The 21,000-nt window shown below is 66.3% G+C and carries 17 protein-coding genes and 1 pseudogene; 8 read left to right on the plus strand and 10 right to left on the minus strand.

Going from position 1 to position 21,000, the window contains the following annotated elements; genetic code table 11:
* Positions 1-7: 7 nt before the first annotated feature.
* Both G6553_RS11800 and gmd (G6553_RS11805) read right to left on the minus strand, forming a co-directional pair.
* Positions 8-961 carry a GDP-mannose 4,6-dehydratase gene (locus G6553_RS11800; RefSeq protein ID WP_166192776.1) on the minus strand — a complete coding sequence of 318 codons (954 nt, stop codon included), beginning with the start codon at positions 959-961 and terminating at the stop codon, positions 8-10.
* 2 nt (positions 962-963) lie between these two features.
* Positions 964-1,941, minus strand: coding sequence for a GDP-mannose 4,6-dehydratase (gene gmd / locus G6553_RS11805; protein WP_347565673.1), 978 nt, complete (start codon positions 1,939-1,941; stop codon positions 964-966).
* Positions 1,942-2,205: 264 nt separating this feature from the next.
* Here gmd (G6553_RS11805) and G6553_RS11810 point away from each other — a divergent pair, with 264 nt between their 5' ends.
* From G6553_RS11810 to G6553_RS11845, 6 genes are all read left to right on the plus strand, one after another.
* A complete protein-coding gene (locus tag G6553_RS11810) occupies positions 2,206-2,673 on the plus strand; it encodes a DUF4395 domain-containing protein (protein ID WP_166192779.1) in 468 nt (155 codons plus the stop codon).
* 147 nt (positions 2,674-2,820) lie between these two features.
* A complete protein-coding gene (locus G6553_RS11815; RefSeq protein ID WP_166192782.1) occupies positions 2,821-3,669 on the plus strand; it encodes a sulfurtransferase in 849 nt (282 codons plus the stop codon).
* A 147-nt stretch (positions 3,670-3,816) separates the two neighbouring features.
* Entirely contained in the window at positions 3,817-4,113 is a 297-nt protein-coding gene (locus G6553_RS11820; protein WP_166192785.1) for a DUF1416 domain-containing protein, read from the plus strand.
* Positions 4,114-5,565: 1,452 nt separating this feature from the next.
* Positions 5,566-6,018 (plus strand): serine acetyltransferase, encoded by a 453-nt coding sequence (locus tag G6553_RS11830; protein WP_166192791.1) that lies wholly within the window; start codon positions 5,566-5,568, stop codon positions 6,016-6,018.
* Between the two features lie 5 nt (positions 6,019-6,023).
* Positions 6,024-7,145, plus strand: a complete 1,122-nt coding sequence (locus tag G6553_RS11835) for a hypothetical protein (protein ID WP_166192794.1) — start codon at positions 6,024-6,026, stop codon at positions 7,143-7,145.
* A gap of 1,128 nt (positions 7,146-8,273) precedes the next feature.
* Positions 8,274-9,401: a hypothetical protein gene (locus G6553_RS11845; protein WP_166192800.1), complete on the plus strand. Its 1,128-nt coding sequence runs from the start codon at positions 8,274-8,276 to the stop codon at positions 9,399-9,401.
* A gap of 752 nt (positions 9,402-10,153) precedes the next feature.
* On the opposite strand, the pseudogene G6553_RS22170 reads toward G6553_RS11845, so the two are convergent.
* The 5 genes and pseudogenes from G6553_RS22170 to G6553_RS11870 form a co-directional block, all read right to left on the minus strand.
* A pseudogene (locus tag G6553_RS22170) lies at positions 10,154-10,292 on the minus strand (ISL3 family transposase); the annotation flags it as partial.
* Positions 10,293-11,626: 1,334 nt separating this feature from the next.
* Positions 11,627-12,895, minus strand: coding sequence for a GTP-binding protein (locus G6553_RS11855; protein ID WP_242680347.1), 1,269 nt, complete (start codon positions 12,893-12,895; stop codon positions 11,627-11,629).
* A complete protein-coding gene (gene cysD / locus G6553_RS11860) occupies positions 12,895-13,809 on the minus strand; it encodes a sulfate adenylyltransferase subunit CysD (RefSeq protein ID WP_166192806.1) in 915 nt (304 codons plus the stop codon). The genes G6553_RS11855 and cysD overlap by 1 nt, the downstream gene beginning before the upstream one ends.
* Positions 13,810-13,899: 90 nt before the next feature.
* Positions 13,900-14,076 carry a hypothetical protein gene (locus G6553_RS11865; RefSeq protein ID WP_166192809.1) on the minus strand — a complete coding sequence of 59 codons (177 nt, stop codon included), beginning with the start codon at positions 14,074-14,076 and terminating at the stop codon, positions 13,900-13,902.
* A 9-nt stretch (positions 14,077-14,085) separates the two neighbouring features.
* Positions 14,086-14,355, minus strand: a complete 270-nt coding sequence (locus tag G6553_RS11870; RefSeq protein ID WP_166192812.1) for a hypothetical protein — start codon at positions 14,353-14,355, stop codon at positions 14,086-14,088.
* Between the two features lie 74 nt (positions 14,356-14,429).
* Here G6553_RS11870 and G6553_RS11875 point away from each other — a divergent pair, with 74 nt between their 5' ends.
* Positions 14,430-15,596 carry a nucleotide sugar dehydrogenase gene (locus G6553_RS11875; RefSeq protein ID WP_166192815.1) on the plus strand — a complete coding sequence of 389 codons (1,167 nt, stop codon included), beginning with the start codon at positions 14,430-14,432 and terminating at the stop codon, positions 15,594-15,596.
* Positions 15,597-15,795: 199 nt separating this feature from the next.
* Here the strand turns inward: G6553_RS11875 and G6553_RS11880 are convergent, their stop codons facing one another.
* On the minus strand, positions 15,796-16,740 hold the full coding sequence (locus G6553_RS11880; protein ID WP_166192818.1) for a sulfite exporter TauE/SafE family protein: 945 nt from the start codon (positions 16,738-16,740) through the stop codon (positions 15,796-15,798).
* Between the two features lie 102 nt (positions 16,741-16,842).
* On the opposite strand from G6553_RS11880, the gene gmd (G6553_RS11885) reads away from it, so the two are divergent.
* On the plus strand, positions 16,843-17,871 hold the full coding sequence (gmd, locus tag G6553_RS11885; RefSeq protein WP_166192821.1) for a GDP-mannose 4,6-dehydratase: 1,029 nt from the start codon (positions 16,843-16,845) through the stop codon (positions 17,869-17,871).
* Between the two features lie 6 nt (positions 17,872-17,877).
* Here the strand turns inward: gmd (G6553_RS11885) and manA are convergent, their stop codons facing one another.
* Both manA and cysC read right to left on the minus strand, forming a co-directional pair.
* Entirely contained in the window at positions 17,878-19,110 is a 1,233-nt protein-coding gene (gene manA / locus G6553_RS11890) for a mannose-6-phosphate isomerase, class I (RefSeq protein WP_166192824.1), read from the minus strand.
* Complete coding sequence (gene cysC, locus G6553_RS11895) at positions 19,111-20,985, minus strand: adenylyl-sulfate kinase (RefSeq protein WP_166192827.1); 1,875 nt, start codon at positions 20,983-20,985, stop codon at positions 19,111-19,113.
* Positions 20,986-21,000 lie beyond the last annotated feature (15 nt).

Here is a 21,000-nt window from a genome sequence, read left to right on the forward strand (position 1 = left end):
GCGACGCTCAGGCGGGGAGGAGGTACGCCGGCGACTCGTCGACGCCGGACCGCAACCGTTCCACGTCGACCCGCACCATGTGCTCGACCATGTCCTCGAACGACACCGTCCTCCGCCACCCCAGCAGCCGCTCGGCCGTGCTCGGGTCGCCCACCTGCACCGGCACGTCCGCCGGCCGCATGAGCGCGGGGTCGTGCTCGACGTGTACCGCCGGGTCGTCGATCCCGGCGGCAGCGAACGCCACCTGCACCAGCTCGTCGAGGGTTCGGCCCACACCTGTCGCCAGCACGACGTCCTGCGGTCCGTCGAGCTCCAGCTGGTCGGCCATCGCCGCGGCGTAGTCACCGGCGAAGCCCCAGTCCCGGGTCACCGCCGTGTTGCCCAGGGTCAACGTCGACCGTCGACCGAGGGCGATCTCGGCGACCGCCTGCGTGATCTTGCGCGTCACGAACTGTGGGCCGCGCACCGGGCTCTCGTGGTTGTACAGCGTCGCGACGCACGCGAACGACCCACCCGCTCGCGCCCGCTCGACGGCCGCCCGCGCCCGCGCCTTGCTCCGCGCGTATGGGCTCCACGCCGCCGGGTGGCCCAGCTCCTCCGCCGACGACGCCTGGAAGAAGCGCACGTCCCGCCCGACCAGCACATCGAGCATCCGCTCGACCGCCGCGCCGTTGACCTCCTCGGTCAGCTTCGGCTCGCGCCAGCTCTGCCCGACGGAGGTCAGCCCGGCGAGGTTGAAGACCCGGTCCGGCCGGACGTCCTCGACCAGCGTCGCGAAGGTTGCGGTGTCGCGGACATCCAGCGACCGCACGTCGACGTCGTCGAGGTACGCCGCCATCCGGGTCGCTTCCGAGCTGTCGGGGCGCACCGTGCCGACGACGCGCGACCCGCGCGCGAGCAGCTCGCGCGCCAGGTAGATGCCGTCCTGCCCGGCGACCCCGGTGACGAGCGCGACAGCCACGACTATCGGTCGATCAGCCGGCCGAGCTGCTCGATGTCGGCGTCGACCATGAGCCGGGCGAGGTCGTCGGCGTGCGTCTGCGCCTCCCACCCGAGCAGCTCGCGCGCCTTGCTCGCGTCGCCGATGAGCGCGTCCACCTCGGTCGGCCGCTCGTACTGCTTGTCGTGGAGGACGTGGTCCTGCCACACAAGGCCGGCGTGGGAGAAGGCCGCCTCGCAGAAGTCGCGCACCGTGCGGCCCGTGCCGGTGGCGAGCACGAAGTCGGTCGGGGTGTCGTGCTGCAGCATCCGCCACATGCCTTCGACGTACTCCGGCGCGTAGCCCCAGTCGCGCACCGCGTCAAGGTTGCCGAGCTCGAGGCGGTCGCTGACGCCGAGCTTGATCGCGGCGACGCCCAGGCTGATCTTGCGGGTCACGAAGCTCTCGCCCCGCCGCGGCGACTCGTGGTTGAAGAGGATCCCGGAGACGGCGAACAGGTCGTACGCCTCGCGGTAGTTCACCGTCACCCAGTGCGAGTACAGCTTCGCGGCGCCGTACGGCGAGCGTGGGTAGAACGCGGTCCCCTCGTGCTGCGGCGGGGGAGTGGCGCCGAACATCTCCGACGTCGACGCTTGGTAGTAGCGGCAGTCGATGCGCGACGCCCGGATCGCCTCGAGCAGTCGCAGCGTGCCGACCGCGTCGGTCGACGCGGTGTACTCCGGCATCTCGAACGACACCTTCACGTGGCTCTGTGCGCCGAGGTTGTAGACCTCGTGTGGCTCGATGTCCCGCACCAGGTTGCTCAGGCTGACGCCGTCAGTGAGGTCGCCGTAGTGCAGGTGCAGCCTCGGGTCCGCGTGCAGGTGGTCGATGCGGCCCCGGTTCAGCGTCGAGGCGCGCCGCACGAGGCCGTGCACCTCGTAGTCCTTGGAGAGCAGCAGCTCGGCCAGGTACGACCCGTCCTGCCCGGTGATGCCCGTGATGAATGCGCGCCGCGTCACGCCCGAAGTGTAGGGCTGATGGGCGACCTTCCCTGCGTCCCGCATCGTGGACTCGCTGTCCATGCCTCGAGATGCCGATTCGGGTGCGCCGGGAGCCCCCGCCTACATTGGTCAGCATGTCCACGACCTTGCTGACCCGCCGACGCGCAGTCGACCACTGCCGCGTCCGCTCGTCGCTCTGTCGTACCTCCTGACGTTCCTGCCTGCTCGGCTCCGCCGACCCCGGGAACGGTCCGTCCGCCCCGTCCGGTCAGCAGGAGAGACATGTCCGTCACCGCACCACCGCGTGTCAGTACGCCGCCAGGCGTCGACCCCCGCGGCCCCCAGTTCACCGCGGCCGTGACGGCCTTGGTCCTGGCGATCGTGCTGCTCGTCCCGACGCCGGCCGCGGCGCTGCTCGTCGGCGCCCAGGCCGTCCTGTTCGCCGTTGGCGCGCTCGGTGGCGTCCAGCGCACGCCGCACGCTTGGCTGTTCCGCCGCCTCGTCCGCCCGCGCCTGAGCCCGCCGGTCGAGTTCGAGGACCCGCGTCCGCCGCAGTTCGCCCAGGGCGTCGGCTTGGCCTTCACAGCGGTCGCGTTCGTCGGCTTCCTCGCCGGAGCGACGGTCATCGGCCAGGTCGCCACCGGCCTTGCCCTCGCCGCCGCCCTGCTGAACGCCGTGTTCCGCCTCTGCCTCGGCTGCGAGCTCTACCTCCTCCTTCAACGCCTCCGCCCAGCCGCGACCGCTGGTTGAGCAGCAAGCGCCAGCAACCTCCGCGGCTGGTTGAGGAGGTTGCGCTAGCAACCGTCTCGAAACCCGCCGTCCGCAAAGCCAAGACCAACTCGGACCACCCAGGTCCACTACACAGTCCCCGAGAAGCAGCAGCAGAAGGAGCACCACATGAGCCGCGAGAACTCCCTCGTCTCGACCCAGTGGGTCGAGGACCACCTCGACGACGAGAAGGTCGTCGTGATCGAGGTCGACGAGGACACGACGTCGTACGACAAGGGCCACATCCGTGGCGCGATCAAGCTCGACTGGACGACCGACCTGCAGGACCAGGTCCGCCGCGACTTCGTCAACCGCGACCGGTTCTCCGAGCTGCTCTCCGAGCGCGGCGTCGCCAACGACGACACCGTCGTCCTCTACGGCGGCAACAACAACTGGTTCGCCGCGTACGCCTACTGGTACTTCAAGCTCTACGGCCACCAGGACGTCAAGCTCATGGACGGCGGACGCAAGAAGTGGGAGCTCGACTCCCGCGAGCTGACCGACGAGGTCCCCACCCGCGAGAAGACCACCTACACGGCCCAGGACCCCGACCTGTCCATCCGCGCCTTCCGCGACGAGACCGTCGAGGCCATCGGCGTCAAGAACCTCATCGACGTCCGCAGCCCCGACGAGTACGCCGGCCGGCTCCTGGCTCCGGCCCACCTCCCGCAGGAGCAGGCCCAGCGCGCGGGCCACATCCCCACCTCGCTGAACGTGCCGTGGAGCAAGAACTGCAACGACGACGGCACCTTCAAGTCCGACGAGGAGCTCAAGGCGCTCTACGCCGAGGTGGGCATCGACGACTCCAAGGACACCATCGCCCTGTGCCGCATCGGTGAGCGCTCCTCGCTGACCTGGTTCGTCCTCAAGGAGCTGCTCGGCCACCAGAACGTCAAGAACTACGACGGCTCCTGGACCGAGTACGGCTCCCTCGTCGGCGTCCCCGTCGCCCTCGGCGACGAGCCCGGGGAGGCCTGACCAACCGCGCCACCCCGCTCAACCGCTGGTTGAGCAGCGAGTGCGCGCTAGCGCGCGAGCGTGTCTAAACCCCGTAACCCAAGGCAGGGCTCGGATCAACCAGCCGGGCCCTGCCTGACGACACAACGAAGCAAAGGAAGTAAGAACATGTGCGGTGCCACCGAGGGCGGTCTCCCGCTCGACGGCGTGAACGTCGCCAAGGAAGCTATCGTCCAGGGCCAGGTCTTGCGTGGCGGCGAGCCCGTCGGCAACGCTTACGTGCGTCTGCTCGATAAGTCCGATGAGTTCACCGCCGAGGTCCCCACCTCGGCCACCGGTCACTTCCGCTTCTTCGCCGGCGACGGCGAGTGGACGCTCCGCACCCTCGCCCCGGAGGCGGACCCCGTCGACAGGAAGGTCGTCGCATCCGTGGGCTCCGTCGCTGAAGTGGTCGTGCGTATCTGAAGGGTTCCGCGAGAGCCGTGCGGAGGTGTACGACGCCGGAGCGTTAGGGCGGCCGCTGGGGTCCGGGGGTCGGTCGTGCACGGCACTGCTGTGCTTCTCCTGCGGTGTTTGAGCGCGGAGGACCAATAGGGAAGTCGCACAGGGCACCGAGCGCCGTGCCGTCCGTTGTTGTCGCAGCGCCTAGGGCCTCGCTGGAGGTCGGCTAAACGCTTGACCCCAGCGACACCGACGAGTTGCCTTCGCGGCCAGACCCCGCTCGGGCGCTGGCGCAAGAGCGACAGTCTGTCGGCGGACGTTTCGAGACCCCGGCTGGGCGCGTTATCGTTCCGGCCTGGGGCGTCTTCGATGCGGAGCGCTATGCAGACGGGCTGACCTTTGAGGGGGAGATCTTCGGTGGCGGAGGACGTCCTGCACGTCGTTGAAAACATCGGCGGGGGTCTGTTCGCGGCCGTAGCGGACTATGCGTCCACGACACCACACCTGAATCACCACTTGCTCATGGCTGAGCGCGACGGTTTCGCCTACGACCACAGCGCGCTTGACGTATTCGAGACACGATCGACCATGGGTGCGGGCGCGCTAAAGCGGGTCCGTGACGTTAGGGAAGCTTCCTGGAGGCTCGGGCCGCGAACGATTGTGCATGCTCACTCAAGTTTCGCTGGATTCTATGTCCGAATGAGCCCGTTGCCAGTCCGGCGCATCGTTTACACGCCCCATTGCTTTGCGTTCGAGCGGCAGGACATCTCGAAGCTCGCACGCGCAAAGTATCGCGTTGCCGAGAGTGTACTTGCCCGGAATACTGACATTTTTGCCGCCTGTTCTCTGCGAGAGGCGCAATTGGTGCGGTCGCTGCGGCGGAACAGTCGGGTGATTGTGGTCCCGAATCTGGCACCGCAGCGGACAGATCTTCCCCCCACGCGCTCGGAGTCACACGTCCGACCTTTGATTGCTGGATCCGGCCGACTCGCCGCCCAGAAGGATCCGATGTTCTTCGGGGCCGCCGTGAAATCGCTCCGTGCCTCGGGTGCCGACGTTGACGCCATCTGGGTCGGCGGAGGAGACCCTGAGAGTGCCGATCTACTTAGGTCGTCGGGCGTGGAAGTTACGGGGTGGCTCCCGAGAGCAGAGGCACTCGAAGCCCTCTCGAAAGCAACGGTCTACCTTCATTCCGCATCTTGGGAGGGTTTTCCAATCGCCGTCCTCGAAGTCGCACGCCTAGGAGTTCCGGTGATCGTTCGAGATATACCCGCGTTCCGGCCCTACGAATTTCCCTTGATATGCGCGACGCCGGGTCAACTTCCAGACATATGGGACGAGTTGTCCTTGAAAAGGGCGGGAGCTTTGGCATTCCAGGCCGATCTTCTTGAGGAGCACTCAGTTACGGCGCAAGCGCGCGCGCTCGAACTGGTTTACAGTGACTCTAGTCGCGGGACGCGTTGGGACGTGCGGTAGATGACGATCAGCCACTTGGGCGTCTTTCTGTACCGCCTATCGCACAGGCTGGGCGGCCGACTCCCGTTGCTCGGCCTGTTAATCAAACAATTGAATCACATGGTCACCGGCGCGGACATCGCTTGGCAGGCGAAAATTGGGCACGATCTCAGATTATTCCATCCGACCGGCGTGGTGATAGGCAAGTACGTCACTATAGGGTCTGGCTGCCGAATTCAGCAGGGCGTGACTATAGGCGGTACGGGTGATGACGATGCTCGACCTGGCGAATCACCACAGATCGGTGACCGTGTGCGGATTGGGCCGGGAGCGAAACTCTTCGGAGCGATCATAGTGGGTGACGACAGTCGAATTGGAGCCAATGCTGTCGTCCTCAAAGATGTGCCGAAGGCTCACTCGGCCGTCGGCGTGCCGGCGAGCATGCGGCCGCGACTTCCAACGATCGGAGGTTAGCCGAGGTGCCTTGGACACCAGCCGTGCGGCGGTCACTGATTTTTCTCGCTGCAACGTTCTGTGGCGTGGTGTTCATAGCGTTAGGCCAACCTGGACTGCCGGAATACTTCAGTTATGACGCACGAAAGATTCAGGCAATCGCAGCTAACGAGAACTACGTCATAAATGACCAAAACTTCGAATCCGTCGCGCACCTTTATCGCATCCTGAATCTTGACAACGATGCTGTTGTTGCCGGCGTGACCACGTTCCTGATCTATTGCACGGTGTGCTTTATTGTACTCAGCCGGACGGCGCCATCGGCGTCGCCTTTGTACGAGACGGCTGCCCTGCTGGGAACGATCTTCCTCGGTGCTGTTTACCTGGGGCAGTATACGAAGGATCTCTTGCCTGCGCTGACGTATCTGCCACTGGTCCTCAGTCGGACAAACGCTCTTCGCTGGCGGTTAGTCTTTGTCCTTAGTGCAGTGGTCTATGCAGCGTTCTTTCGAGAGTACTGGTTTCTTGTCCTGATGCTCACTCTTGCTTTATGGGCGGTGAACAGAACGCGCGCTCGGGCTGGATTATCCACGATGGTGATCCTGGCTTTCTGGGTTGGCCTGAGTCTGGCTTTGCCAGCCCTGGTGGGTGTTGATATCGGACACTATCGCGAGGTGGCGAATAGTGACAGACTCGCAAGCGCCGATGCCACAACGGCGATACCGTCGTTCGTACCGGGTGATGGCCCAGTCGAGGGAGTGGCGAACGTATTGGCTAGTTTTGTATTTCTGCAGGTCCCGGTGCCGCTCTTCCTGATCGGAACGGTTTACCACGCGACTTTGGCTATACTCATCGGTTCCCTCTGGTTCGGCTTCTGGCGGGCACTGGTGCGCGGCAGTGGTCAAGGTGCTCAGGCGCTGCGGCTTGCGCCCATCATCGTGGCGTTCGTCGCTGTGCAAGCGGTGTTTGAGCCCGACTTCGGCTCAGCTCTGCGACACTTGACCCCGCTGATCCCAGCGATGCTCTTCGTGATGTCAACGGCAGCCCCTGATAGTGAGGTCAACCATGCAGGCGCGGGCGGAATCGGTCATAGTGGTTCACTGGGGGCGCACAGGCGCAGGTCCTCGATTCGCGAGCGAGTTGGCTGATGCTTTCGCGGAAAGTGGTAGTGACGTCGTTTTGTCACGTAACGCGACGGCAGAGTATTTCAATGAGTGTCGGTCACGCTCGGGGCCAGCGCAGGCTCTGGAGGACCCAGTACGAACCTATGGGTCGGCATGGACCGCGCTTCTTGCCTTCCTGCGAATACCGATATTGACCTGGAGGTTCCGCCGTCTAGTGAATCGTCGCGGACCGAGCATCGTGATCTCCGCGATGGAAAACTACCTCCAAAGCGTGGTTGTCCCGCTCTCGATTCCTCGATCGTCCACGTATGTTTTCTGTGTTCATGACGGGAATTTCCATGCGGGTGCTGGGAATATCCTGCAACGGATTGGGCGTGCGCTCGAGATCCGGCGTGCGGATTTTGTACTTGCGCTATCGGACGACTCCGCTGCTCGCATCCGTCAACAGAGGAGGTTTCTCGACAAGCAGGTGGTTACGTCGGTTCATCCCGCATTCTCTGGGGTCGTCAACAGTGAGCCGCGCTCGTTGCCAGCGCATCCGCGCGTGGGTTTCGTAGGCAGGCTCGAACCATATAAGGGCCTTGACATCTACGCTCAGGTTGCGGAGATCGCTGCGTCGGCCCATCTTCCTTGGGATTTCGAGGTATGGGGTGCGGGTAGTGCCGGGGACGATCCCGAGATACTCGATCCTCACGGCCTACTTCAATGGAACGTTGGATGGGTGCGCGAGTCCTCATTCGAAGAATTGATCAGATCGTTCGACGTCTTGGTCCTTCCATATAGGGACGCCAGTCAAAGCGGCGTGATTGCTTGGGCGATGAGTTGCGGCGTCCCGGTGGTAAGCACGCCTGTGGGCGGTATCGAGAGGCAGGTCCGGGATTCTGGTGGGGGCCTAGTGGCTTCCTCGGTCGACGCGTCCGCAGTCCATGATGCGCTTTCTAGATTGTTGACGGACGCGTCGTTGTACCGGGCTTGTTCGGAGGCTGCGATTGCAGCGTCAAACAGTTCCTATTCGTGGCGACGGCTGGTTAGCGACCTTTCCGCCGCTGTTTCCCAATGACGATCGTCAATGGGTTGCGGAAACGGCTCATCTGGAGGCGCTTTGTAGGCTTGGCGCCCGCGTTACTGGGCCAAGCACTGAATGTCGGAGCAATGCTGCTGCCCGTCGTCGTCGGGCGTGCAGATCAGGTGGCCTTCCTTTTATTCACGAGTGCTGTCGCCCTGATCCTGTGTCAGTTTGTCCTTATGGGATTCCCGGGGACCTATCCCAGCCTCTCGGACCAAGAGGCGAGGGTAGCTGTCGGGGCTTTGGGATTCTTCGGCATGATGTTTCTGCTTGCTTCCGGACTCGCATCTGTCGTCAGCGGGTCTTTCGCGGCCGGGCCTACGGACCTTGTAGTCGGCGTTTCCGTCCTGGTCTTAACTATTGGAAGTTATAGGTCGGGGGTCGCGGTCGGCGTCCGGCACGGCGATTTCAGCCGTATAATCAGAGTTCGCTTTCTTTATGGCGTTCTCAATCTAGCAACCGTGGCTGCTGCACTACTGGTCTCGAAGTCTCATTTGTCTCTGGTCATAGCCTCTGCCTTAACTCACGGCTGCTCCGCCATTTTTCTATTCCGCGGTGCGCTCAGCTTGGACGGGATCGAAGTCCCGAATTTCAAGAAGGCGCTCGCGTTTGCGCGGCGCCGTGTGGGTCAGACGGTCGGCGCGCTGGGACAGGAGTTGGGGGTCCAAGTTGTGAATCTCACGCTTCCGTTTGCCGGTCACTATCAAGAGGCCTGGGCGTCAGTGCTACGCCTAACGAACGGGATGATGACCATTGCAGGCCAACTTGTCGGCCCGCATCTTGACATGTCGGTAGCTTCGGCTATCAGGTCAGGAGAGGGCGCAAAGCCCGCGGTCCACGCGGCAGTAAGGCGAGCTCTGTACGCGAGTGCGGCGATGAGCGCGGGCGTTATCGGTAGCGCCTACGCGCTCGCGTCGATGCATGACTACACCGCTGGCGCTGTCTTCTTGTTCGCCTCGGGAGGGGTTGTGTGGGCTTCGCTGTTCAAGATCCCCGTGGCGAATCAGTTGACCCTCCTCGGCCGCCCCCACCGAAGCGCCGCAGTTTCTGTGGGAAAAGTGGTGGCTTCGGGGGCCGCCCTGTCTTCGCTGAATGGACTGACGATGCTGAGTGTCCTGAGCGCCATCGAGGTCTTGTTTGTTCTTGTATTTGTTGCGATGCTGCTTGGCGCTGTGCGGTCGCCTTGCCGGGTAGACGCGGCGGCAACGCCCTAGCCGAGTGGCTCGCGCGGCCACGGCCGGTTGTACTCAGCTCCTACGCACTCGGATCCGGTCCCGTAAGGGGAGTGGTCGGGCGTAGTTGAGTCCGGCGTTCGGCCCTGGCTCTCAGTCCCGTGCTAGCAGGTGAGGTTCGTGCGCCTTGGATTTCCGACGTCGCATCGATCTCGAAGTGCCGCCCATCGGCGAACAGCGCGCAGCCAGCCAACCTGGCTGCTAAAGGGAAGAGACCGGCTCAGGTGCGCCGGGTCCGGCGAGCCGACCAGGGCGGCTCAGCCTGTGTTTGCGGTGGGCACGGATGACGTGCTGGATGGCGTCCATCGCGGGGACCCCGACGCCGTCGCGCCAGGTCTCGGGCCGGGCCGCGAGCGATGTCTGGAATGCCCACTTCGGTCGCCCACCGACCATGTCGGGAGCCGTTGGCCTCGGCAAGGAGGGCGCAATTGCCGTTCGAGCGGGGCTAAGCCGCTTGGAGGTGTTGCTCCGCGATCCCGAGCCTATCGATCCCCTGCGCCGGGGATTGCGGTGGGCATTCAAGTGGATCGCGGTCGCGGTCGCCCACCTCATCATCGGCTAGGCACGGAAGTCCAGCTGCGCGCACGTGTAACGCCCGGAGATGCATCGGTGACTTAGAATGGTGGCCGGCAGCGTCGCGGATCGTCAGTGGAGCGGCTCGCGGGCCAGTTCTTGGTGACCGTGCCGCGTGGAGCGTTCGCGGCCGGGCGGCGGTATCACTGATCGGGTTGAGAGATTCGGCATGCGAGCACTGCAACGTCGGGGTCGAGGCGCTGGTGTGATGACGAAGCCGAGGTCGTCGAGGCTGCAGAAGATGGACAGGTCGGGGAGAGCGAATGCGTCGGGGTTCTCGCAGGCGGTAGCCTCGGGCACGTCTAGAAAGGCTGGCGTAGGAAACCGCCATTTCCGCGAAGTCGCCCGCTTGACCCGGCCGTTGCGCCAGCCCGTCTTCATGGTCATCTGTGAGGAGCCCGTAAGAGCTGCGACCATTCGATAGCTGCGTCAACAAGTTGACGTCACTAAGAGTAGTGGCGGCGTAGCTAGCCAGTTACTGTACTTGTTCGTCCCTTGTCGCCCGGGTAGTCCGGCATCGGCGGAGTAGCCCACGAGACGGTCGCGAGCCTTGAACGCGCAGCCATCTCGGTGACCGAGCCCCATCTGGGGCTTCCCGCGCGCAGTCGGCGTGTAGCGCGCCTCCCTGACAAACGCTGTCGCAGACCGCTTTGATGCTCCGATCGCACTCCAGGTGCGTGGTCATCGTTCCGCCCGCCGCTGTTGCGCGACTGATCCTTCTAGCGCGGCTCTTGAAGGCCAGCCGGCCGCCGGAGCCCCAGGCTCTGGGCACTGATCGAAAAGCTCTGTGTCAGCGTCGAAACGGTCTCTCTGAGTTTCTGGCTAATCGTGATGTGCTGCCGTCGGCGTTCTAGTACTGTCGTCCGGTCAGCCTGTAACCAGTCGGAAAAATTTGTGCGCTGTCGCGGATATCCAACAGATTCGAAGTAATCCTGAAATTTGAATGAACTCTCTTTGTGGGGGCCAATCCTGATCCAGGAGGATGGGACGTCAAGGGCGTCTGCAAAGATCAGCCCATGTAAGCTTGAGGAAAGGACGAGTTCCGAAGTGGCTACAGCCTCCGCTACCTTCAATGGGGCCGAGTTGGGTGCGACCACCTTCATGCCAAAGGCTTCCGCGCTGCGGAGTAGTGCAACAGCCTTCCGTGAGTGAAACTCGCGAAAGTGCGGAGGAATTGTTATTCCTCGAGGATCCCGTTGCGGTGCATCAATCACTCGACCGACCAAGAGGCCGGGGTCACCCACGACGACGTCCATACCGAGTCCGAGGGTGCGCGCCGTGAGTGGTCCGCGGACGCCCACTATGCGCTCTAGGAACAAGTCTCGCTGCTTCGGCATTGGGGATCGGAGACCCGGACCGAGAATCGCTCCAGTGCCGCCTACCAGGGCCGGCTCGATTATCGAGCCAACCAGAGCAAGAGTTGCCCGCTCGGGTGGTCGCCACTGGGGGCTGCGTCCGGTTAAATACCTGAAGACCGCGGCTGAGTAGGTGTCACCAAAGTTTTGTGCCGGTCCCCGCGCAAGCAGGCGGAGCCATGCCGGTCCATTCGCCACCTCGCGAATAACGGATCTTGCGCTCTCCGCTGGTTTCCACCAGTACAGGTCGCCGGAAGCGGGGTCAGTCATCGTCCAGCGTCAGTTGTTGATCATGCCAGCGCCGACGGTGACGCCCGTGGCCTCGTCGATCAGGATGAACGAGCCAGTCGTGCGGTTCTGCGAGTAGGGGTCGCACAGGAGTGGGACGGTGGTGCGCAACTGGACGCGGCCGATCTCGTTGACGCCGAGCTCGTTGGCGTCCTGGTCGCGGTGGAGGGTGTTGATGTCCAGGCGGTACTGGATGTCCTTGACCAGGACGCGTGCGGTGCGGGTCGTGTGCTTGATTGCGAGCTTCTGCCGCGGCTTCAGGGGCGTCGTGCTCATCCAGCAGATCATCGCGTCGATGTCCTGCGAGGGCTGCGGAGCGTTCTTGACGCGCGCGATCATGTCGCCGCGGGAGACGTCGACGTCGTCCTCGAGGTGGACGGTCACCGACATGGGTGGGAACGCCTCCATGATCTCCTTGTCGAAGAGGTCGATCCTGGAGATCTTCGAGGTCATGCCGGAGGGCAGGACGACGACCTCGTCGCCGGGCTTGAGAACGCCGCCGGCGACCATGCCGGCGTACCCCCGGTAGTCGTGGAACTCGTCGGACTTCGGCCGGATGACGTACTGCACCGGGAAGCGGGCATCGATGAGGTCCCGGTCGGAGGCGACGTGGACGTTCTCGAGGTGGTGCATGAGCGTGGAGCCGGAGTACCACGGCATGTTCTCGGACCGGTTGACCACATTGTCGCCAGCGAGCGCGGAGATCGGGATGACCGCGAGGTCCGGGATGTTGAGCTTCGTCGCGAACGCGGTGAACTCGGCGTGGATCTTGTCGTAGACCTCCTGGGAGAAGTCGACGAGGTCCATCTTGTTCACCGCGAGCACCAGGTGCGGGACGCGAAGCAGCGAGAGGATCACCGCGTGGCGGCGCGACTGCTCGGTGAGGCCCTGGCGGGCGTCGACGAGCACGAGGCCGAGGTCGGCGGTGGAGGCGCCGGTGACCATGTTCCGCGTGTACTGCACGTGGCCCGGGGTGTCGGCGATGATGAACTTGCGGTTCGGCGTCGCGAAGTAGCGATACGCCACGTCGATCGTGATGCCCTGCTCGCGCTCGGAGCGCAGGCCGTCGGTCAGGAGGGCGAGGTCGGTGTAGTCGTACCCCTTGGACTTCGAGGTCGACTCGACCGCCTCGAGCTGGTCGGCGAAGATCGACTTCGAGTCGAGCAGGAGCCGTCCGATGAGGGTGGACTTCCCGTCGTCGACGGAGCCCGCGGTGGCGAATCGGAGCAGGTCCATCTGGGTGCTCTTGACGGTGCTCATCAGAAGTAGCCTTCCTTCTTCCGGTCCTCCATGGCTGCCTCGGAGAACCGGTCGTCGCCACGGGTGGCGCCTCGTTCGGTAAGCGTCGCGACGGAGATCTCGTCGATGATCTCGTCGATGGTTGACGCCGTGGACTCCACGCACCCGGTCAGGGTGATGTCGCCGCAGGTGCGGAACCGCACGGTGCGCTCCTCGATGACCTCACCGGGACGCGTGGGGTTGAGCGGGGTCTCACTCATCAGCATGCCGTCGCGCTCAAAGACGCGGCGCTGGTGGGAGAAGTAGATGGAGGGGATCTCGATGCCCTCGCGGCCGATGTAGTCCCAGATGTCCAGCTCGGTCCAGTTGGAGATCGGAAAGATCCGCATGTGCTCGCCCGCGTGCAGGCGCCCGTTGTAGAGGCTCCAGAGCTCGGGGCGCTGGTTCTTCGGGTCCCACTGGCCGAACTCGTCACGGTGGGAGTAGACGCGCTCCTTGGCGCGAGCCTTCTCCTCGTCCCGGCGCCCGCCGCCGAAGGCGGCGGTGAAGCCGTTCTCCTCGATGGCGTTGAGCAGGGTGCCGATCTGGAGCCGGTTGCGGCTCGTCTTGCCGTCGTCGACAACGACGCCGTTGGCGATCGCGTCGTCGATGCTGGCAACGACGAGGTTCACGCCGAGACGGTTCACCCAGTTGTCGCGGGTGGCGAGCACCTCGGGGAAGTCCAGGCCCGTGTCGACCTGGAGCACGGGGAACGGAATCTTCGCCGGGTAGAACGCTTTCTCGGCCAGGCGCAGCATGACGATGGAGTCCTTGCCGCCCGAGAACATCAGGACGGGCTTCTCGAACTCCGCAGCGACCTCGCGGAAGATGTGGATCGACTCGGCTTCCAGCTGGTCGAGCTGGCTCAGCCGGTAGTCGGAGTGGGTGTCGGTCATGACGTGCAGGGGACCTCTCGTCGGGACAGCAGCCGTCATCGTAGCCACGAGAGCGCCGACGGGACGAAAGTCGTCCGTCTGCGTCGCGGTTTACCCGTTCTCGGTCACATCGACGCCGACTGAGCCGGACCAACGGCGCAGGACTGCTACGGCGGCCGCGCCGAGCAATCCACCGGCGGTGTTGGCGACGATGTCGACGTACGTCGCGGAGCGGGCCGGCAGCAGGAATGCCTGGACGAGCTCGACGCCGGCAGAGCCTACGAACATCACGGACGTTCAGTCGCGCCGAGACCAGCCGCGAATCGCCGGTACGTCCGTCCACGTCGCCAGGACCGGGACCGGCGCGACGATGAGGACGTTCGCGACGAACTCCATCCGGCTGCCCTCGGTCAGGGCGGGAGGCAGGCCGATCGCATCGCCGGAGCTGCTCATCCAGGTCACGAGCCCGGACGGTGCGTCGGGAACCGGGGCGAGCAAGCCCCAGACCAGGAAGAGCAGGTAGCCGGCGAGAGTGACCCGAGCGGCTCGCGCGCGGGTGTGGGTCATCGTGTGCTCCTCGTTCGGGCGCGCGCAATCTACTGGCTGCCCTGGCGCGGGATGAGCGCGCATACCCTCAGCCTGTGAAGATCGCCATCGCAGGTCTCGGCTACGTCGGGCTGTCGAACGCTGTCGTGCTGGCGCAGCACCACGAGGTGCGCGCCCTCGACCTCGACGAGGCACGGGTGGCGACTGTCAACCGGCGGGAGTCACCGCTGGAGGACCCCGAGCTCGAGACGTACCTCGCGCAGCGGGAACTCGACCTGACTGCGACCGTCGACAAACGCGCGGCGTACGACGGTGTCGACCTCGTCGTGGTCGCGACGCCGACCGACTACGACCCGCAGACCGACTACTTCAACACCCGCTCGGTCGAGTCCGTCGTCGCCGACGTCCTGGAGCTCGCTCCCGACGCCACGGTCGTCATCAAGTCGACGGTGCCGGTGGGGTTCACGGCGTCGCTGCGCGAGCGGCACCCGGGCGCGTCGATCATCTTCAGCCCGGAGTTCCTGCGTGAGGGGCGCGCGCTGCACGACAACCTCCACCCCTCGCGGATCGTGGTCGGGGACCAAGGCGAGCGCGGCAAGCTGTTCGCGGACCTGCTGGTGGAGGGGGCTGTGGCGGCGGACATCCCGGTGCTCCTCACCGGTTCGACCGAGGCCGAGGCGATCAAGCTCTTCGCCAACACCTACCTGGCGCTGCGCGTCGCCTACTTCAACGAGCTCGACACCTACGCTGCCACTCGCGGGCTCGACAGCGCCCAGATCATCGAGGGCGTCGGGCTGGACCCGCGGATCGGGAGCCACTACAACAACCCGAGCTTCGGGTACGGCGGCTACTGCCTGCCCAAGGACACCAAGCAGCTGCACGCGAACTATCGCGACGTCCCGCAGAACCTCATCAGCGCGATCGTCGAGGCGAACACGACCCGCAAGGACTTCATCGCCACCGACATTTTGCGGCGCAACCCGCAGGCGGTCGGCATCTACCGACTCATCATGAAGGCCGGCTCCGACAACTTCCGGATGTCGTCGGTGCAGGGAGTCATGAAGCGGCTCAAGGCGACGGGCGTCGAGGTGGTCGTGTATGAGCCCGCGCTCGAGGACGACCTGTTCTTCGGGTCGGAGGTCGTGCGGGACCTTGACGAGTTCAAGAAGCGGTCGGACGTGATCGTCGCGAACCGGCGGACCGACGTGCTGGCCGATGTTGCGGACAAGGTCTACACGCGGGACATCTACGGGCGGGACTGAGCCGCTGGTGCTGCTGTGTGCCGGCAGGTTTCGAGACGGTCGCTAGCGCGACCCCCCAATCAGCCGGTGACCGTGGTTGCCGCCGCCCTGCGTCACTCGCGGGGTTTCGACTCGCTCAGGCCGCTAGACGGCCTTCGCGGCTCAACCAGCGGGCTGGGGCGCTGGCGCGGCCTCCCAATCAGCCGCGGGCTGGCCGGGGCTACTGGTTCTGCTTTTGGTCCTGGCGGTCGTGGTACCAGGCGGCTGCGTTGTTGTCGAAGGCCGGAAGGCCGCGGGTCTGGCGGACGAAACCCCAGGCGAGGGGACCGAGGAGGAGCAGGCCGGCGCCGATGATGCCGACCGCCTCGGGGGAGACGCCGAGCATCTTGAGGCCGGTCAGGGTGAGCACGATGACGATGCCGCGCCGGATGACCGACTGGCTGACCCAGCTGGCCATGCGGGCGCCGAGGAAGGTGCCGGGCGTACCACCGATGATGAGCGGGATGAGCACGCCCCAGTCGACACCGTTCACGACGACGTGGCCGATGGCGGCGGCAAGGACCAGCGGGACGGCCTGGACCAGGTCGGTGCCGACCAGCTTCAGCGCGGAGAGCGTCGGGTAGAGCAGCAGCAGCGCGACCATGATCAGCGACCCCGAGCCGACCGAGGTGATGCCGACGAGCAGGCCGCCGACGGCGCCGACGAGGAGCGTCGGGATCGGGCGGATGGCCGGTTCGCCGGCGGGCGCCTGGTTGCCGGAGGTGACGAGGCGGAGCTGGAGGTACATCCGCAGGGCGTAGCTGGCTGCTGCGAACAGCAGTGCGATGCCGATGGCGGTGACGAGGAAGTCCTCGGCGTCCTCACCGCCGATCTCTTGGACGATGAAGCCGCCGGCGAGGGCGAACGGCACCGAGCCGACGACGAGGTACGTCGCCAGCTTGAGGTTCGGTGACCCGGTGCGCCAATGAACCGACGCTCCGACCGTCTTGTTCACCGCCGCCGCGACCAGGTCATTGGCGACCGCAGCGGTCGGCGGGATGCCGAGGAAGATGAGGGCCGGCGTCATCAAGGCGCCGCCGCCCATCCCGGTCAGCCCGACGACGATGCCGACGCCGAAGCTGACCGCCAGCACGGCGAGGGCAGAGGTGGTGAGAAGGTCGTCCACGGCGTGAAAGCCTAGTGCTGTCATCGTGAAAGGCGGGATTTGTCACCGGGTGCGCCGTGGGACGCTGTGGGGGTTTCGACAAGCTCAACCAGCGGAGGATCCATGACGAAGCGGGCGCTGATCACCGGCGTGACCGGCCAGGACGGGTCGTACCTGGCCGAGCTGTTGCTGACCAAGGGCTACGAGGTCCACGGGCTCGCGCGGCGCACATCGTCGGTCAACACCTCCCGGGTCGCGCACCTGGTCGAGGACACCCACGAACCGGACTGCCGGTTCTTCCTGCACCGCGGCGACCTCTCCGATGGGGGCCGGCTGCTAGCGCTTCTGCAGCAGGTGCAGCCGGACGAGGTCTACAACCTCGCGGCGGAGTCGTACGTCGGCGCCAGCTTTGACGAGCCGGAGCATGCTGGCGAGGCGGCCGGCATCGGCGCGGTCCGGCTGCTCGAGGCGCTGCGGATGTCAGGTGTCGGCGCGCGGTTCTACCAGGCCGGCAGCTCGGAGATGTACGGCGCGGAGCCGCCGCCGCAGAGCGAGGGGACGCCGCTGCGGCCACGCTCGCCGTACGGCGCGGCGAAGGCGTACGCGCACTGGCTGACCACGACGTACCGCGAGAGCTACGGCCTGCACGCCGTCAACGGGATCCTCTTCAACCACGAGTCCCCGCGGCGAGGCGAGGTGTTCGTGACCCGCAAGATCACCCGGGCGGTGGCCCGGATCCAGGCGGGTCTCGACGACTTCGTCTACCTCGGCAACCTCGACGCGGTGCGGGACTGGGGCTACGCGCCGGAGTACGTCGAGGGCATGTGGCGGATGCTGCAGGCCGACGAGCCGGAGGACCTCGTCCTCGCGACCGGGGAAAGCGCGACCGTGCGTGACTTCGTCGAGGCGGCGTTCGACCACGCCGGTCTGGACTGGGAGAAGCACGTGCGCTTCGACGAGCGGTACGTGCGCCCCGTCGAGGTCGACGCGCTGGTCGGCGACGCCAGCCGTGCGGAGTCCCGCATCGGTTGGAAGCCGGACGTGCGTTTCGCTGAGCTGGTGCAGATCATGGTCGACGCCGACATCGAGGCGCTCCGCCACGAGGGCCGGCACTGGATCGACCGGCCCGACCTACCGGACTGGCGCGGCTGAGAACGGCTACAGCTGCACGCCGCCGATGGCGACCCGCCCGCGACCCACGATGCGGACCGGCCCGTCGGCGTCGCCGACGAACACGGTCTGACCGCGGCCCGCGGCCACGGTCTCGTCGGCGGTCAGCAGCTCGACCTCGCCGTCGAGCACGAGGACCGTCCGCGGCCCGGCGGTCGGCGCGGTCACGCCCGGGACGTCGCCCACGGTGAGGGAGAAGTCTGGCACCGGCGGTTCGAGGTGGCAGTGCTGCGGCGCTGCGATCGACGGCAGCCACTGCGGGCCCGGCATCGGCGTGAAGTTGGTGACCGAGAGCAGCTCCGGCACGTCCATGTGCTTGGGCGTGAGCCCGGCGCGGAGCACGTTGTCCGAGGACGCCATGATCTCGACGCCCAGCCCGGAGATATAGGCGTGGATGACGCCGGCGTCGAGGAACATCGCCTCGCCCGGCGCTAGCACGACGTGGTTGAGCAGGAGCGTGACCAGGACGCCGGGGTCGGCGGGGTACTGGTCGATGAGCTTGCCGACCATCGCGAAGACACGGGTCGCCTCGCGGTTGATCCGTGCTGGGTCGACCCGCACCGGGTTCGCACGCCTCTCCTCCCGGTGGCCGCGCTCCTCCGCGTGCTTGGCGGAGCGCTGGACGTCGGCGAGGAGCGCTTCGAGGTCCGGGCCGGAGCGGGCGAGCATGTCTGTGACGACGGCGCGCAATGTCTGGAAGGCCGGTCCCGACTCGAGCCGGTGCGCCAGGTCGTCGGCCCAGGGCAGGTCGAGGAGGCGAAGGATCTGGGCGGACTTCTCGGTGTCCCGGAAGCCCGCCATCCCCTCGAACCGGGTGAGCGCGTAGACCAGCTCCGGTTTGTGGAAGGCGTCCTTGTAGCTGCGGTGCGCGGCGTCGAGCGGCACGCCGGCGGCGTCCTCGCGGGAGAAGCCGATCCGGGCCCGCGAGCTGCTCGGGTGCACCTGCAGCGAGAGCGGCTCGGCGACGGCCAGCACCTTCATGAGGTACGGAAGCCGCGGGCCGAAGGTCTCGACCACGGTCTGACCGAGCAGCTCCCGCGGGGCGGTGGCGATGACGTCGTTGAGCGCGCGGCCGTCGGGGAGGTACGACGGGTCGCCGTCGTGCGCCCCGATCCACAGCTCGGCCTGCGGATCGCCGGTCGGCTCGGTGCCGAGGAAGCGCGGCAGGTGGGTGCTCGAGCCCCAGGCGTAGTCCCGGATCGCGTTGCGGAGGAGGAACATTCAGGCCCGACCGGTCAGCCGCGGGACGATGACGCGCAGCAGCTCTTCGATCCCTGCGGCCGCCTGCTCGGCGGCCTCGGACCCGCGGCGGTACGGGTCGGCGACATCGAGCCCCGGGTTGGCCTGGCCGCGCCGGTCCCCGATCGCCTTGATCAACTCGCGGCCGGTGAGCGTGGGGCCGGCGGCGCGGATCGCCTCGGCGAACTGACCGATCGTAAACACCTTCCGGAACGCCGCCGGTTGGTCGTCGAGGACGAACGTCCGGTGCGTCGCTTCGGCCGTCAGCACCAGGTCCGCCTCGTCGACCATCCGCGGGCTCACCGCCCGGCTGGCGAAGTCGCCGACCTCGGCTCCTCGGCCGGCGAGCGTGCCGCTCATGACCTCGTCCATCGGATGGTCGCGGAAGCCGTGGGTGCCGGCGCTGGCGAAGGTCACGCTCGCGTCCGGACCGGCGAGTTTGCGCGCCACGATCTCCATGAACGGGCTGCGGCAGATGTTGGCGGTGCAGACGAAGAGCACCTTGAGGGGCTGCTCGGCGGGTTTCGAGACAGGCGCTAGCGCGCCTTCCTCAACCGGCCGAGCGGCGTCCTCAGCGGGTTTCGAGACAGGCGCTAGCGCGCCTTCCTCAACCAGCCGAGGGCTCAGGTCGAGGTAGCCGGCCTCGCGCAGCGCCTCGACCACGTCGGCAAGGGCTTCGTCGATGGTGCGACCGGTGGTGTCGACGCGGACGTCGGCGTCCGCGGGCTCGTCGTAGGGCGAAGAGATGCCGGTGAACTCGGGGATCTCACCGCGTCGAGCCTTCGCGTAGAGCCCCTTGCGGTCGCGGCGCTCGCACTCCTCCAGCGGGGTGGCGACGTGGACGAGGAAGAAGGCCCCGCCGGCGTCCTCGACCATCGCGCGGACCTGCTGGCGGGTCTCGTCGAACGGCGCGATCGGGCTGCAGACCGCAACTCCGCCGTGGCGCGAGATCTCGGCGGCGACCCAGCCGATCCGGCGGATGTTGGTCTCGCGGTCGGCCTTGGAGAAGGTGAGGCCGGCGGAGAGGTTCCGTCGCACGACGTCGCCGTCGAGGCTCGTGACGGTGCGGGCGCCTTGCTCGAGCAGCCGGTCCATCAGCGCGCGGGCCAGCGTCGACTTGCCGCTGCCGGACAGGCCGGTGAAGAAGAGCACCAAGCCCTGGTCGGCCGGCTCTGGGCGGTCGAAGTCGACGATCGCGGCGATCGACGGCGGGTAGGCGTCGTCGGGTTTCGAGACGGGCGCTAGCGCGCCCTCCTCAACCAACCGTGAGGCCAATGCGTGGACGCGGTCGCCGGCGGCGTACGTGTGAGCGACCTGGACCCCGAGCTGGTGATCGAGCTCCGCGTCCCCGTGGGCAGCGAGGGGGACGGCGACGACGGCCGCATCCGGGAGCAGGTCCGCGGCGGCGAGGGAGGCTCGGATGAGACCGACCGGGGAGAGCGCGGGCGTGCCGGCGCCGACGTACGCGAGCAGGACCACCCGCCCGAGGGCGCGGAGCTCCTCGAGCTGAGCCTCGGTGAGGGCGTCGGTGACGGGCACGAAGATGGAGCCGGCGTACGCCTCGCGGACCTGCGCGGGGGAGAGGTAGTGACGGCGGAACGGGCCGTACTGCACGTGGGTCAGTGCCTCGATCTCGCCGCCGGGCACGCCCACGCGGGCGAGCGGCAGCCCCTCCGGGTCGACCAGTTCTACGGCACCCGCCTCAGCGGCCGCGGCGGCCACGTCGTCGGGCAACGTGAGGGTCACCGGGCTGCCCGGCTCGTCGAACCGGCTCAGCGGAGCCAACGCGCCGGTGACCAGCAGCTCCAGGTCGTCGAGCTCGCGCGGGGTGGGGCAGTACTGCGGCGGGTTCGGCACCCGCTCATCCTTGCA

Source organism: Nocardioides sp. IC4_145 (assembly GCF_011250565.1).
Lineage (GTDB): Bacteria > Actinomycetota > Actinomycetes > Propionibacteriales > Nocardioidaceae > Nocardioides.